Origin of the sequence: Bradyrhizobium sp. USDA 336, assembly GCF_044908355.1 — a bacterium.
Taxonomy (GTDB): Bacteria; Pseudomonadota; Alphaproteobacteria; order Rhizobiales; family Xanthobacteraceae; genus Bradyrhizobium; species Bradyrhizobium yuanmingense.
On sequence record NZ_JBIYDC010000002.1, the window covers coordinates 7321203 to 7336770 of the forward strand.

The 15568-nt window shown below is 59.2% G+C and carries 10 protein-coding genes and 1 pseudogene; 7 read left to right on the top strand and 4 right to left on the bottom strand.

All coding sequences use genetic code 11. From position 1 onward, the window contains the following. Nucleotides 1–305: 305 nt before the first annotated feature. Nucleotides 306–614, top strand: a complete 309-nt coding sequence (locus tag ABIA45_RS35255; RefSeq protein WP_404655073.1) for a hypothetical protein — start codon at nucleotides 306–308, stop codon at nucleotides 612–614. 293 nt (nucleotides 615–907) lie between these two features. On the opposite strand, the gene ABIA45_RS35260 is transcribed toward ABIA45_RS35255, so the two are convergent. From ABIA45_RS35260 to ABIA45_RS35270, 3 genes are read right to left on the bottom strand one after another with little or no spacing between them, the layout of a single operon-like run. Further along, the gene (locus ABIA45_RS35260) at nucleotides 908–1243 is read right to left on the bottom strand and encodes a hypothetical protein (protein WP_244431447.1); all 336 of its coding nucleotides are present in this window, start codon (nucleotides 1241–1243) and stop codon (nucleotides 908–910) included. Nucleotides 1244–1254: 11 nt separating this feature from the next. Then, on the bottom strand, nucleotides 1255–1542 hold the full coding sequence (locus ABIA45_RS35265) for a hypothetical protein (protein WP_244431446.1): 288 nt from the start codon (nucleotides 1540–1542) through the stop codon (nucleotides 1255–1257). Continuing rightward, on the bottom strand, nucleotides 1532–2539 hold the full coding sequence (locus ABIA45_RS35270; RefSeq protein WP_244431445.1) for an outer membrane protein: 1008 nt from the start codon (nucleotides 2537–2539) through the stop codon (nucleotides 1532–1534). Before ABIA45_RS35270 ends, ABIA45_RS35265 begins: the two co-directional genes overlap by 11 nt. A gap of 690 nt (nucleotides 2540–3229) precedes the next feature. Between ABIA45_RS35270 and ABIA45_RS35275 the strand changes: the two genes are divergently transcribed. The 6 genes from ABIA45_RS35275 (at nucleotide 3230) to ABIA45_RS35300 (ending at nucleotide 14567) form a co-directional block, all read left to right on the top strand. After that, complete coding sequence (locus tag ABIA45_RS35275) at nucleotides 3230–3556, top strand: hypothetical protein (RefSeq protein ID WP_157784101.1); 327 nt, start codon at nucleotides 3230–3232, stop codon at nucleotides 3554–3556. Beyond that, nucleotides 3553–5676, top strand: a complete 2124-nt coding sequence (locus tag ABIA45_RS35280; protein ID WP_036043212.1) for a prolyl oligopeptidase family protein — start codon at nucleotides 3553–3555, stop codon at nucleotides 5674–5676. The genes ABIA45_RS35275 and ABIA45_RS35280 overlap by 4 nt, the downstream gene beginning before the upstream one ends. Nucleotides 5677–6890: 1214 nt before the next feature. Continuing rightward, nucleotides 6891–6992, top strand: coding sequence for a zincin-like metallopeptidase domain-containing protein (locus ABIA45_RS35285; RefSeq protein ID WP_370058178.1), 102 nt, complete (start codon nucleotides 6891–6893; stop codon nucleotides 6990–6992). 1203 nt (nucleotides 6993–8195) lie between these two features. Beyond that, nucleotides 8196–8486 carry a helix-turn-helix domain-containing protein gene (locus tag ABIA45_RS35290; RefSeq protein ID WP_225157461.1) on the top strand — a complete coding sequence of 97 codons (291 nt, stop codon included), beginning with the start codon at nucleotides 8196–8198 and terminating at the stop codon, nucleotides 8484–8486. After that, complete coding sequence (locus ABIA45_RS35295; RefSeq protein WP_036043209.1) at nucleotides 8486–9766, top strand: type II toxin-antitoxin system HipA family toxin; 1281 nt, start codon at nucleotides 8486–8488, stop codon at nucleotides 9764–9766. The genes ABIA45_RS35290 and ABIA45_RS35295 overlap by 1 nt, the downstream gene beginning before the upstream one ends. A gap of 1741 nt (nucleotides 9767–11507) precedes the next feature. Beyond that, the gene (locus tag ABIA45_RS35300) at nucleotides 11508–14567 is read left to right on the top strand and encodes a Ulp1 family isopeptidase (protein WP_370058179.1); all 3060 of its coding nucleotides are present in this window, start codon (nucleotides 11508–11510) and stop codon (nucleotides 14565–14567) included. A 172-nt stretch (nucleotides 14568–14739) separates the two neighbouring features. On the opposite strand, the pseudogene ABIA45_RS35305 reads toward ABIA45_RS35300, so the two are convergent. Beyond that, a pseudogene (locus ABIA45_RS35305) lies at nucleotides 14740–15223 on the bottom strand (transposase); the annotation flags it as partial. Nucleotides 15224–15568 lie beyond the last annotated feature (345 nt).

A 15568-nucleotide genomic window follows, 5' to 3' on the forward strand; every position in this document is an offset into this window, starting at 1 on the left:
CGCTGACCTGGAGGGGTTACTCGGAAACAGCGTAGGCCCTGCCGATGCGAGCCTAGATAGCCTCGGCGGACGCGCGAGGTATTCTCAAGGAGCTGCCAGCAAAGGTCGCATAGCCGCAACCACTGTCGCAAGTGGCTTCGCGTAGCGGTGGGATCGCGTAAGCGTATTTGTCGGTCGGGAGTCCGGCCAATTGGGCACTACCAGATCTGGTCGTTTTGCAAGCAGTACCTTCGCCGTAGGATCACGGCAAAGAGCGCATGCACATAGGTGTGCGCAATCTGCTTCGAAACGCGGAAAAGAACGCCATGGCGAACATCAATCTCAATTCCAAATCTCTTGCAGGTGCACGCGCCCGACAGCGGGCCATCACCGCCCTAAAAGTCATTGTATGGAGAGCGCTGGCCCCAAGACGCCGAGGTTTCCAGATGACACGCGGAATGAAGCCGATGGCGCGGATGGTCGCAGCAACAAGGCGCGCGCTCGCCATGTACGATCTCGACCGGTGCTGCGCAATCTGGTGGCTCTATAGTCTCCATTTCGGATTCACCGGCGACGTGATGTTGGGGCTCGCTGCGGTCTCGGTTGCCCACGAGAGATCCCGCTGCGGAATTTAGAAATCGTGCATCGCGCGCATCCCAGCCCGGTCGCAATGGCGCGCGCAATCGGCTTTGAAGCGAATTCGTCCGGACTCAGAGATCGAGCTGTTATTAGTGGACGAGCTTTGGTTCGGGGGCAGAGTTGCGCCCGCCTCGTCCAAGGCGGGTGATATGCAATCGTAGCAACCCGGCGAACAGCGTGATCGCGACATGCCAATCCTCGGCGGCAATTGCGCGCCGAGGACTGGTCATCAGCAAACTTCAGAACGGCATCTAAGAATCTGAAGTCTGGAGCCTCGTTAGTGAGGTCCTTAATCGAGCTTGTAAGAGGCCTGAAAGAACGTACCCCACCGTTCCATGCTGTACTTCGCAAGAATGCGCGGCTCACCGACGCAGCCGCTGCTGCTGCACAAAGCGTCGCTGTCCTTTTTGGTCCACATGGCCCAATAGCGGCCACCGACCCCGACGCTGATGTTCTGGGTGAGGAAGTAGGACAACACGCCCTCAATCTGGACGCCGCCACCACCATTGCCGCGTTGTTCGTCAAACATGGTCTTGGGACGCAAGAGATGATAGTCGCGGCCTTTGAAATCGGTCCAGGGCAAGTAGGCGATGTCGGCATTCAGGCGCCAGCCCTCGGCCAGCATAGTTTCGGCGCTCAGGCCGATTCGAGGCGCATTCCATTGAGTATCCTACGTGCCGATGTTGTGGTGTCACCCGGCTTCAGACATCGATACTGCGGATTGGCGATCTGAACGCAACCAATGGAGTCAGAGCTCTGGCTGTAATAGCCCCAGCCTATAAATCCGCCGATCTTGTAGTTCGTACTGCGCAGGAAATCGTAACCTGCGTCCGCCGTGTAATATGCGAATCGTCCGTTTGATTGACCAGAAAGAGTATTTACGTACGGGTATCCTTCGTGGGGCAGCCAATCTTCATCGTTCATCTTCCCTTTGTTGAAGCCACCGATGCCAAGGCTGCTCTTCAGGAACACTCCCCAGGGACTGTCGACACGGCCGAATACCTCCCCCGAAAGCCCGTCCAGTCCGTGATAAGTGAGCCGCGATATGAGTATGCTGGAGTCTAGGGCGATCGTTATTTTCAAGTGCGCTGCGATCCCACTGGAATCGTCCCCGGCTCAGCCAGAGCCGCGAGCCGCCTTCGAACGACCAACCAGGCGCGTAGGGAATGGGTGGTACGCTGCCCGCTGATTTCGCATACGGCGCATCGGACCTGGGTGCGGCCTCTGGGTCCACGCCAAAGTGGTAGTTCAGACCAACTCTTCCGACGTGATAATTGCTGGACAGGCTGGTTGTGTTCGCCGGCAGAATCGCAGGCGGAGATAACTGCACTGTCGAAGCGGTGGCGACACTTGGTCCGCCGAAATGCAGATAGTCATACTCGACATTCACCGACCATGCCGGCGTAAGGGCTTGCTCGAGACCGAGCCCGATGACGCCGCCAACTCGGCCATAATCGAAATGGGTTTTCTCCTGTGGCTGGTTCTCCGGTTCCACGTTGTTGACGACGTCGCCTCGATTGTTTTGCCAGGCTACGCCTGCCTTGAGATAGGCAAGCGTTTGCCCGAGCGGACCGAAGGCGTAGCCGATGCGGCCGGTCCCGGTCGCAAAGAGGTTGGGACCTGCGTTGCAGTTTGCGCTTACAGTCAAGTGGGAGGCGGCTAGGCAGGTGTTTGAGCCGTTGGCGGCAGCTGCGCTGGCATCCAGTTCGAGGCCGAACACCCAACTGTTGTTCTGCCAATTGTAGCCGATCTGGCCACCTGCGACGAACGATGGAATATCGAGGCTGCCGCCATAGATCGACGGGCCAAAGGGATTGCTAAAGGAGGTTCGGCCGTACCCGCCGCCGGCGTGACCGCCAATGTAGCCTCCAGACCAGTTCCACACCGCCGGTGGCAGTACTTGTCGCTCGAGGTTCGCCATAGCTCTACCCGTTGTGACGAGCGCCATCGTCATAGCACCCAAAAAGAGAAACCTTGATCGCATAATGATTGCCCTGCACTTTGCCGAGACGCGGTCCCGCTCGCTAAGTATCGCCGCACGGCAAATCGTCGTAGCGACCAGACACGTAATGACGCGCCGGGGCCGCTCCGAAGATCACCGCACTACGATTGGTGATGATGTCCTGAACGAAGCAAGCCGCGTGCCGGACTAATTCGTATATTTTGCAGGAGTTTCCTAAGAGTGTGCCGCGTCAACTCTCTTACGTTGGTTTGAAGGCGGACAATTGAGCGTCGGTAGCACTGCATTCCGCGGCGAGGGTGGAAGGCGCGCATGTGCGACTTTCATCTTTTTTGATTGCAATGTGCGCGGACCTGTTCCGCTCTGACTGAACAGCGTCATTCAAAGTGCAGTGTTCTTTTCCAGCGCGAGCTGCCGTGATGGCCAGCGGCCGGTCGTTGCAAGTTTAGTTCGTGTTAGTTTTTGGGAGCGTGAGTGCGCGAGAAAGCGAGCTCGTGTCCGGACCACTTTAGCGCGCCCGTTGTCTTGCGGCTTTCGTCGCCTTCGCGGCGTCCTCGAACGCTTAGGGATAGTTGACCGGCGCGATATCCCTTCGCGCAAGGTTTGCGAGGTCCACATGCTCAAGGCAATTCATGCCCAGCAGAGTTGTGAATGGCCGAACGGAAGGCGCAAGCGATCGTCGAAGATTTACGTACTGCGACGATGAGCAAGGTGGCCGCTGCGCAACATGTCGTCGCCCTTACTAAGAACCGACTGTCGGCTTTGAGACGGACGTCCAAAGGTCCACACTTAAATGGGTTGGAAACGCCTGGAGAACCTCCCTTTTCAAGCGGCACGCTGCTTGCTCCATCAAAAAAGCCAGCGGACGAAATTCCCGTGTGCCTGCGCTTTGGAGCCGAGCATGCATCTTCCGAATGCTTCCACTCACCTAGCAAGACGTCCAAGTCCGGCTGGCCAACTTCAGGACAATTCCCATGAATAATTCGCTTTTTCTCGCAGCGTCGCTATCCATGAGCTGTTTGATGGCCGCGGGACTTTCCCCGGCGCCAGCGCCTGCGAGCGGGGCTGAGGATCCTTTTCTTTGGCTTGAGGAGATCGAAGGGCCGCGCGCATTGGCTTGGGCTCACACCGAGAACGACAAGACACTCAGTGCGCTCCAATCTGATCCACGTTACCAGCGCTTCTACGGGGAAGCGCTCCACGTTCTTCAGGCCAAGGACCGGATTCCGTACGTCTCATTGGGACGGCGCGGTCTCGAAAATTTCTGGCAGGACGAGAACCAGGTGCGCGGCGTCTTGCGGCGTACGACGCTTGAAAGCTATCGCACCCAGAGCCCTCGATGGGAGACCATCCTCGACGTGGATGCTCTCGCTGACGCGGACAAGAAGAACTGGGTTCTTAAAGGGGTGAGCTGCCTCCCGCCCGAGGAGCGCCTATGCTTGCTCAACCTGTCCGAGGGCGGCAAGGACGCTGTGTTCGTCCGGGAGTTCGACGCAGTCGCCAAAACCTTCGTCACGAACGGCTTCGCACTTCCCGAGGGAAAACAGCAGGTCACTTGGGTAAATAGCGACACGGTCCTGATTGCACGAGATTGGGGCGAAGGGACCATGACGCAAGCCGGTTACCCTTTCGTTGTGAAGGAGCTCAAGCGCGGTCAGTCGCTCGCGGCAGCGCACGAGGTCTTCCGTGGCGAGCCGACCGATGTCGAGGCCACACCATTCGTGCTGCGCGACAGTGAAGGCAGGATCCATGCGACCGGCGCCATCCGCAGCATCAGTTCGTTCGAGCATGAGTATGTTCTCTTTGGGTCCAAGCCGATTAAGCTCAATCTGCCGAAGAAGGCGACCATTGGGGGCATCGCGAGTGGTCGCCTGCTGGTGAGGCTAAACGAAGACTGGATGCCACCGTCCGGAGACACCCCCTTCTCAGCGGGCTCGATCATCTCGTATGACCTGGCCGAATGGAAGCAGGATCCGCTGCGCGCCGGACCCACGCTCGTTTTCAAGCCTGGGCCTCGACAAGCGCTCAGCGGATTCACCGCTACAAGAAACTTGTTAATCTTAACGATTCTGGACAATGTTCAGAGTAGGGCGTTCGTCTACAAGTACAATCAGGGCGCCTGGCAGGCCACGCCGATCCCGCTTCCCGAGAATGCGAATGTCGGCCTGGCTGCCGCATCGCATGAAACGGACGAGGCGATGTTCACCGTCTCCAGCTTTCTTAGCCCGACGATGCTCTGGTACTTCGATGCCGCAACCGAACGCCTTGAGGCCCTGAAGACGACACCTCCTAGGTTCGACGCCTCGAGACTTGTCGTCGAACAGTTCGAGGCAATCTCGTGCGATGGCACCCGCATTCCTTACTTTCTGGTACGACCCAAGAGCGCAAGGTTTGACGGATCAACTCCAACGCTTCTCTATGGCTATGGTGGGTTTCAGATTCCGCTCATCCCCTCTTACGCGGGTCTCACCGGACGACTCTGGCTCGAGCAGGGCAACGCGTATGTTGTCGCGAACCTGCGCGGCGGCGGTGAGTTCGGGCCCCAATGGCACCAGACTGCCCAAGGAGCAACGAAGCAGCGGACATGGGATGATTTTATCGCCGTCGCGGAGGACTTGATCCGGCGCAAAATCACTTCTCCCCGCCGGCTGGGCGTGGTCGGCGGTAGCCAAGGAGGCCTCCTGGTAGGCACCGCAATCACTCAACGACCCGACCTCTTCAATGCGGCCATCTTACAGGTGCCGCTGTTCGACATGGTTCGGTTCACCAAGCTGGGCGCCGGAGCCTCCTGGATCAGCGAGTATGGCGATCCCAGCATTCCCGAACAGCGCAAGTGGCTCGACGCCTACTCGCCCTATCAGAGGTTGGTGCCAGGCAAGACTTACCCGGCTCCCTTCATTCTCACGTCCACCAAGGACGACCGCGTGCATCCAGCGCATGGCCGCAAGGCAGCGGCGAGGCTCGCTGCGTTAAGCCAACCGTACCTCTACTATGAGAATACCGACGGGGGGCATAGCGCCGCCGCCAACCTAATTGAACAGGCACGCCAGATTGCTTTAGAATATACTTATGCATCCCGGCGGCTTGTCGATGAGTGAGGTCGAGGACTAAGATCTACTGGAAGGATGACGCTTGGCGGACGAGTTATCAGCAGCGGCGTCCGCAAGCCCGTCTTTGCTCATTCTCGGCGGACGATGGTATCTTCCTGCGGATGAATCCGAGCGATCAGCTACCAGTCCGGGTAGGCCACTCAGGGCCGATTTCTCGTTAATACCCACGAGGCATTCCGTGTGAACAGCCCTCAAGGCAAAGCCGGTGCGTTAGCCTCTCGATCTCCTGGCTAACTTCATTGGCAGTGCGGATGCGGATAGGGAAAGCGCCTTTCTCATCAAGTCGCCTCGATGGCGCCAAGTCGCATCCCCGCTGCGTTCCATCCATTGCTGACCGGCCTATATTGCTCAGTCGTGCGATGCTTTATTTCTCTCGCATCCCAGAGCCCACAATTTAAGTGTGCAATCATCATCTGGCCCGCTTTTCGTCATCCGCAGGATTCCCTGGTTGAAGGCTCGGAATTCCACAAATGCACTCCGACAATCGACCGATAGGCGGAGTGCGACGAAGATGGCAGTACAATATGCACGGCAGAGGGATGGGCGGGGCGCAAAGCACCGAATTCGCAATTTGAGGACACAGGAGACCTGCACTCTAACGGGGCGGAGTATCTCCGATGGTGTGGTCCGCAACCGACAATGTCTCACTGATCAGCAGCCTGAACCGTCCGGGTGATCCTGAAGTCGTGACGACTGACAGCACAGAGAGCATGTCTGAGTGGTTGCAGGAATTTCCGTGGCGGATTGAGCGGGTGTTGATAGCCCACACATTATTGACCGACTGCGCACCCTGTCAGGTTGCGGTAAGCTATCACAGATACAGAGTGCCTGGGGTTAACGGGATGTGACAGGGACAGCGCTATCGCTCCAGATCGATCGGCGCCGAGTCACTTTTCCGCTAGTCTCAACGGCAGTGCGGATGTGGTAGGGACTAGTTGGCCTGGTTTCAGCCCCCGGGTCGGTTAGCACCGAGCCGCGCCCGCACTGTTTTACATCTTGCCCCGACCAATCCCGCTACTATCTCGACAAGCTTCGCAGGTACTCCGGCGAAGGTCGGGTACACCACCTGAAAAGGTGGGGGCCACGTACCTCCATTTCTGCCGCAGCGCGCGCAATGAGTGGCGTTGGAGACTACATGCCGCCATGAGAGCCGCCTGATCCGCGAGTTCGGCCGCTAGCGCTTCGGCGTTGAAGGCTGTGCCATGGAAGAGTTGGTCGCGAAGCTTGGCGCGGCCTTCCTGTCCGCCGATCTCGGCCTAACACCGGAGGTGAGGGAGGATCACGCCTCCTATATCGGCTCTTGAATCAAGGTGCTGAAGAACGGACGCGTGATCTTCACGACCTTGTCCAATGCCCAACGGATGGCGGAATTCCTGCATGGGTTTCAGGCCGAAAATTCCGTCGCGGCCTGAGCCGCGGCGGCAATCATCGAACTGGACCTCGTCATTTTAGCTCCAAATAGTTTGGGTCTCCAATGGACTCTGGACGAAGTCGTTGACTGGGCGTCATCCCACTTACAGCGGGGCGGAATTTTCGCACGGGTTTCACATAGATAGTTCGCTGCGGCTGCAAGCATCTTGATTGAGGATGCATGGGTTTGAAGCGCGAGGCCCGGTCTCAATCGCGGCGACCGTACCGACCGTGCGAGGTCAACGGCCCTGCTCACGCCTTTCATACCATGATGTCCGTAGATGCTGCGCGACGCTCGTCCCCCCCGACCATGGGTTGCGAGTCCGGCTTGTGTGCGAAAGGCTCGAGGGAGGCCGAGCCCGATGACTTCAAGTCCATTCCAACCGACATAGACCGCAACCACGTGCAGCAATCACGAACTGCCGGACGGCAACACAAGCGAGACTGTGAAAGCAATTAGTAAGCCGCCATTGAGGGCGAGATACGGTTCGTCCACTCATGAGGATCAGCGGACAAAACTTGCGATGCGAGTAACGCTGCTCGTCGATGACCCAGATACTACAAAATAGCCGGGGTCAGATTAAGGGCCGTCCGCAATGGTCGAAATCCATGCGTTTGGAAGCGTGCCGTATGCCGAAGGGCAGCCGCGCCTTGCATCCCACGAGCAATTTGGGATCCGAGGCGCGCCTTTTGCTTGGGTGCAGCCACGCATCGAACGGCGAGGGGGCAGCATGGCTCGCAACGTCATCGTCTTCTCAGACCCGCAAAAGCGGTGAAGAAGCCCCGCAAGGTATCGAGCGGCGAGAAGGAAATGCTCATGCCGATTGATCCGCACGCACATGAGCGCGCGCGGCTCATGGCCCGCGGGGAGCCGCCACTCGGTGTCAACGAGACACCGAACAGGCGAGGAACTTGCGCACCGGAGCGGGAATTGCTGGGGCGTGCCAGGTTGTCTGCTTTATGTCTTTGAAAATGTTAATACTTCCACTAAGGATGTCAACGATCGATGACAATTCGGGGATGTCGGCGAAAGGCGACATTTGCGATTGTCAGCGAACGACGACATATGCTATTGTAAGCGAGCGCTGACATTGGGGATGGCCATGCTTATCCGTACACCTGCCGACCTCGGCGCCGTCCTTCGCGACAGACGCAAACGCCTCAAGCTAGACCAGGCGACACTGGCCAAGCGGATCGGCGTCAGCCGTCAATGGGTGATTGAGGTCGAGCATGGTCATCCCCGCGCAGAGCTGGCTCTTGTCCTCCGTGCTCTCGACGTTCTCGGCATCCCGGTCGAGGCCAACACTGGAGGGCCCACCAGCCGCGGGTCTAGCTCCGCAGTTGATATCAACGCCATCGTCACCAAAGCCAAGAAAGGCAAGGCATAATGGCCGAGCTCATTGCACTCTTGGATGGTACCGAAGTCCGTCGCGTCCGCAGTGAGGCGCGCGGCCGGCTGACCTTCGTCTATGACAATGCATGGCGCAACGCGGAGGGGGCCTATCCCCTGTCGCTTTCGATGCCGCTTGCCGCCGAGGAGCACGGTCCAGCCACTGTTCGGTCGTTCTTGTGGGGGCTGCTTCCTGACAACGAGCAGGTGCTCGAGCGCTGGGCCAAGAAATTTCAGGTATCGGCGCGCAACGTGTTTGCCCTCATCTCTAACGTCGGTGAGGATTGCGCCGGGGCCATCCAGTTCGTCACGCCTGATCGATTGGGGACTCTGAAAACAGGCGAAGATGACAAGATCGAATGGCTGGATAAGCCGGAAATAGCAAATCGGCTTCGAGTCTTGCGCGAGGATCACGCTGCCTGGCGTCTGCCCCGCGACACGGGTCAATTCAGTCTTGCAGGCGCCCAGCCGAAAACTGCGCTTGTCCTCAAAGACAACAAATGGGGCATTCCGTCCGGGCGCATACCAACCACCCACATTTTGAAACCACCGACGGGCCATTTCGATGGTCACGCCGAGAATGAGCATATCTGCCTGCAGCTCGCACGCGAACTCGGGCTGCCAGCCGCTGAAACCAAGGTGATGCGCTTCGAACAGGAAATAGCGATCGTGGTTGAACGCTACGATCGGCAGGTCAGCGGGAACGACATTATCCGCGTTCATCAGGAAGATATCTGTCAGGCCATGGGCATCCCGCCGACCAAGAAATACCAGAACGAGGGCGGACCAACGCCTGCCGATGTGGTCGAGCTCTTGCGGACCTACTCGACAGACCGCGAGGCTGACCTTGAGACGTTCGTCAGCGCTTTGATCTTCAACTGGCTCATTGGGGGCTCTGATGCTCACGCCAAGAACTATTCATTGCTTCTGGCCAGCGGCGCTCTCGTGCGTCTCGCTCCCCTTTACGACATCGCCAGCATTCTTCCTTACGACCACGTCGATCAGCGCAAGATCAAACTCGCCATGAAAGTCGGGGGTGAATACAAGCTCGATCAAATTGGCTTGCGTCAGTGGCAAAAATTTGCACGCGAGACGCGTGTTGATGCGGACGTACTCATCGCTACGCTGAACTCCATGGCCGGGCAGATCCCTGACCTGGTGGCGGACATTCGCACGCGAGCGCAAAAGGAGGGATTGGAGAACGCTGTCATCGAGCGATTGGCAACGGCTTTGAGTACGCGAGCCAAGGATTGCGAACACGTTCTGAAGGGGATCTAGGATACGGATCATCCATCAATTGGAGGGAGCCGAACGCAAAGCTGCCGGTCTAGAATCATGATCTCGCGTTGAGTATTGCCGACGGGGGCTGGTGCGCTTGGGTAATTCGCTAGGGGGGACGCGTGTGGTATGTTTCAGCAGAGTTTTCCCATCTGACGCGGGGTCGCAGGTCCAGCTACCAGCGCCGACACTTCTGAAGAGAGCGAGCTTACGCGGACACAACCGAAATCGCTGTCCTGCTTTGTTGCCCGCCGGCAAGGTCGCCTTGGTGCGCTCTAACCGACCTGCCCATCACTCGTCCGAAGCTCGAAGAAATGTTCGAGCTGTATAAGGGGGCTTCGTTCCCACGCACTGGAGGCAGAGTATACGGTCCCGATTTGCCGCATCTTTGCAAGCTACTCAAAGCTCATCGCCGCCAACCGAGAGCTGGGCTGCAAGCTCGTGAGCAGCCGGGTTCGCCGGCCGTGCAGTCCGCTCGGCAGTCCGGCTCGGCGCGGGAGCTTCCCCCGACGCCTGGCTACCCCGAGCGCGGGAGCTTGGGCTACTTGGCCAGCAGATGCAAGAACCAGCATCGCCATCAACTGCCGGGCTCCTGTCACGCACCTGCGGCGCTTGAGCCTTTTGTTGATCTGAATACGCCCGCGCCGTCTGAAATGCGCGACGATGCTCATTTTGGCCGGCGCATCCTGCCAGAGCTCGCTCAGACACCTACGCTGCTCTTGAGTCTTTGGTTGACCTGAATGCGCTAACGCGGTCGGAGTTGCGCGACGATGCTGACTTGCGCCAGCGCACTCTGCCAGAGTCGCTAAGACATCTACGCTGAATCATTTGTTGATCCCGCCCTCGGCGTCCTCCGGCTGCTGCGATCTTTACGTCGCTCAGCAGGCGATCGCTCGTCACCGCGCTTACCTTCAAAACCGGCCGACCGCTCATGGGCAAAAAGCTTCAATCTGCCGTGCCGTTCAAGTGCCGGGAGCAAGAACGGCTCGCGACGAGCCGCTTACTGCAGAGCCGGTCAGAGGCGTCCCATACCACAATCAGTGCAGCGCGAATGGAAACCCCATAGGTCCGGCTCGGGCGCCGCGGCACGGCGGATCCCGATGCCCCGTCCACCGACAGTGGGCGGATCGCGTGCTTACGATGTCATCCCGTGACGGCGCAAAGCTCGTCCAGGAGTCGTCCCTTCTCACGCCGACCGCCCGCCCGATGACGCACGGCCAGGGCTGATGTGATCTCGCGCTTTTCGCGCATGCTGATCGTCCCTGCCGTAGCCGCCACCGAACTGATTCGGCAGCTCCGCCCCAGGCACGACTGGGAAGTTGTCCGGTAACATTTTTACGAGGCAATGCGCCCCTCGGCGACACGAGGATTACCGTCTCCTTGGATAGCCGATGAGAGAGCGAATGAACGAGGAACGAATCGCGGAAGGCTCGTCGTGGAGTTGCGAGACCGATCTGGATCAACTGCGGCTTGGCACCCATGCGTGCACCTGCGGCGCGGTATGCCGTTTTGCAACCAGAGCAATGACGAGTCGTCGGCTCACATGCCGCCGGAAGGGTTCATCGGCGGCGAGGACGGCGGGTCCTTAAACCCATGAAGCCCGCGACGATTGAGAGCCGCGGGGCAGTTTCGCTTTGCAGATGTGGCGATGCATTGCTTCACGAGCGACGGCCTCGTCAGCTTCTGGAAAGCCTATCCATAATAAGGTCAGCTCAATTGATTTCTTGGACGTGAGGCTAGCGTGGACCCGTACAATTTCGATCCATCCAATCCAACAGCTTGGTCCCACGTGCAGCACGCCGTCTTGGAAGAGGACCAGGGGGGCCATGCCGGGCAAGAGGGCTTTGAGCAGCACTTGGCCGAGGCGCGCCCGCCCGATCCGGGTCCTGTCTCCAGTGGCGCCCGCAGCAGCCGCAACCACCATCCCCATCTCTCTGCAGACCATCGGGACATTATCGACAAGGCGATTGCCCAGTATGCGGCTCAGAAAAACCCACAACGGACGACGGTTAAGCGCTATACTCAGGCGCTTCGCCGACTTGGAAATGATCTTGGCGCTCATCGCAAAACGATTGATCTGGGGGACCACGAGTCCCTGGTCCGTTACGTCAAGACTTACTTCCCGAACGACGAAGACATGAAGAAAGGGTTGGGTGTCCTTCGTGCGTATCATGATCCGAGCTATGTAACTTCTGGCGGGCGGCCGCGCACGATCCCTTCAGCGGAAGACGCGCCCCTCTCAGAGCGGCTTAATGCCAGTGGCATGACGTCGGGCAGTGCTGCTCGTCATGATCGTAGTCTTCGCAGATTTTCTAACGCGCTTAATCTTGCGGGCTACTCGATATCCGGCTTAGACCACGCTGCGCGCATTGAATTCGCTCAGAAGTTGTTCCCGAACGACGAGCTTCTATTGTTCGCATTAGGCAAGGTTCGCGATGCCGAGAACGTTTCCGGCCCGCGTGCATCTCGGAAGCCCCGCGGTCATGCTGTCCCGTCGCCCACATTGCATCTTTATCCCGATGACGCCCGCATCATTGATGGCCTGGAAAAGGCAGAGCTGAGCATGCTCAAACCCGAGGAGAAGAGCCGGAAAAAAGTTGTTCAAAATCTGGCCCGCAACCAACGAAGATTGGGTGCTTGGCTCCAAAGGGAGGGGCGGGGGAGCATAGTGAGCCGACTCACCGGCACCAGTGAGCAGCAAAAGTCGTTGAACGACGATCACACCGACTTTAAAAAATCCAGTCGAAATGCGGACATGGGCTTCGATCGGCTTAGGAACTACCTATTGCTCGTCGAGGCGAACGCTGCGCTGGGCGTCTGCCCTGAACAGGCGGGTGGGGAGCCGCGGCGTGGCGAGTCGAACTCAACGTGGTCGCCGCACCTGCCGTACGATTTTGAGTGGCCGACGCCGGAAGCGGTAACAGATGGGTCATCCGCGATCTACCGAGGCCTCGACTCCTTCGTTGATCTGCCGTACACACCGCAGGAGGTGCGGGACGATGCTCAGTCGGCGCCGGTGAGTGGGGCTGCCGCCAAACCGCCGCTCTTCACCGGACCGCCGGACGCGCCAGCTCAGTCGTCAGACATCTACCGCGGTCTCAACTCTTTCGTTGATCTGCCGTACACGCCGCAGCAGATGCGGGACGATGCTCAGTCGGCGCCGGTGAGTGGGGCTGCCGCCAAACCGCCGCTCTTCACCGGACCGCCGGACGCGCCAGCTCAGTCGTCAGACATCTACCGCGGTCTCAACTCTTTCGTTGATCTGCCGTACACGCCGCAGCAGATGCGGGACGATGCTCAGTCGGCGCCGGTGAGTGGGGCTGCCGCCAAACCGCTGCTCTTCACCGGACCGCCGGACGCGCCAGCTCAGTCGTCAGACATCTACCGCGGTCTCAACTCTTTCGTTGATCTGCCGTACACGCCGCAGCAGATGCGGGACGATGCTCAGTCGGCGCCGGTGAGTGGGGCTGCCGCCAAACCGCCGCTCTTCACCGGACCGCCGGACGCGCCAGCTCAGTCGTCAGACATCTACCGCGGTCTCAACTCTTTCGTTGATCTGCCGTACACACCGCAGCAGATGCGAGACGATGCTCAGTCAGCGCCGGTGGGCGCGGCTGCCGCCAGACCGCCGCTCTTCAACGGACCATCGGACGCGCCAGCTCAGTCGCCAGACATTTTCCGCGGTCTTCAGTCTTTTGTTGATCTGCCGTACACGCCGCAGCAGATGCGAGACGATGCTCAGTCGACGCCGGTGAGTGGGGCTGCCGCTAGACCGCCGGTCTTCGCCGGACCGTCGGACGCGCCAGCTCACTCGTCAGACATCTACCGGGGTCTCAACTCTTTCGTTGATCTGCCGTACACACCGCAGCAGATGCAAGACGATGCTCAGTCAGCGCCGGTGCTCAGCCCTGCCGGTAAACCCGCCTTCTTCGTCGGGCGGTCGGGCGTACTTGAGGAGCTTGAGGACATCGGATCCCGAGTCGATGAGGATTGCCAGGATGGCTCCCAGCCGGTACCGGATTTCTTACTCGATGTCCTGGATAACATCGGGGTCCTGCCGACCCCGTTCAGCGGCCCAACCCAGGTCTCCATCAACGGTGAGACCAACTCGATCACATTGGGGCCGCGAGGACGCCGCGGTGCGCAATTCATCCATCATCCTCGCCCGACCTCTATGCCGGGTGCTCAGATCGACCCCTCGGCTACTGTTGCCTCTTCCGGCCACCGTAGCGGACCCGTGCTGGGCCCGACGCAGTGGCTGGGTGACCAACATATCCAGCGGGACTATGAGCTCCTGGCGGAGGAGCTCCAGCAGAACAATCCGGATCTCGCCGCCCGGACGCGGTTCGTGGATCCCCTGATAGCCCAAATGTTGCGATCTCCCTCCAAGGAGGTCGGCGAACGAGCATTAGGGTGGGTTCGCCACGATACAGCCGACTTCCTGTTCCTGCCGGTAAGCGATGCCAGCAATACGGATAGACATCAGCGCGGCAGTCACTGGTCGCTGTTGCTGGTTGATCGCCGCGATCGTGGCCGGCCGGTCGCCTATCACTATGACTCTACCCAGGGATACAATGACAGGCCCGCAGCGGAACTCGCAGGACGGCTCGACGCTAACCTGCAACAGGCCCCGATAAGACAGCAGCAGAACAGTTATGACTGCGGCGTCTTTGTCCTGGACGGCACCAGGGAACTGGTTAGGCGATTGGCAGCAAGACGGCCGGACTTGAACCTCAACAATCTTGTCATCAGTCGGCAGGCACTGCGGGACCGACTAGGCGCTGGTGTCAGCTTCAACTGAATAGGCGCACGACCGAGTGAAATGCTGTTCTCGCCGATCGAAGATCCGCAATCGGTGTGCTCGCAGAGCATCATAGTGTCTCACGTGAGGAGCTGAGTACGCATACGACGAAGACCGCCTGATTGACGCATGCGCGCGGGCACAGCGAGCTCTACGATCGGTCGGGTGAAGGTCAGCGGCCTGCTGACCCGGCGGGCTTATCGGCCTGGCGCAGGAGCTTCCATTCCCAGGGCAGCAGTTCGTGCAGGCGCGACGCGGGAAGATCGGCGATCCAGACCAGGACCTCGGCGAGCCAGGCCTTGGGATCAAAGTCGTTGAGGCGATAGGTCGTGATCATCGTCAGCATGATGGCGGCACGGTCGGCGCCACGCTGGCTACCAGCGAAGGTCTAGTTGCGCCTTCCCCAAGGCAATGCCTCTGAATGCGCGCTCAGCGCATCCGTCAAGCAGATCTTGTCATCGTCGAGGAAGCGGGCGAAGTCGTCCCACCGCCTGAGCATGTAATTCATAAGCTTCAGGACCTCGGAGGAGCGCGAGAGGGTTTCGCGCTCTCGCAACAATCAGGCGTGCATATCCTTGAGAAGCGGCTTGCTCCTTTCCCTGGCGCAGGGCGCGCCGCTCGTCGGCGTCCCGGCCGTTGCTGGTGCGCTCGATCTCGCAAGCGGTCGTCATCAAGTGCGTTTGTGAACAGCACATTGCCACTCTGACGTTAAGCAGCCCAATGAGCGCATGCTAAGATACTTTCAGGCTCAGTTCCTGCGCCATCTCAGCAGCGATTGGGAATTGATCGAGCGTCGTCAGATTCTGAAGTAAGTGCGAAATCAGGGGCATCTGCGGAGATCTTGCCTAGGGTATCCTGTGAACTCCACGTTGCGGCTATACGTCATCGAAAGCACGCTCCGGGCCTTGGCCCACCGCACTTAGCGCGCCAGGGATATCGAACAAGGCTGCGCTCGCAATAATCTTCAAGCTCCAGGAGGCTGCCGCAAAAAGCTGGGTCGG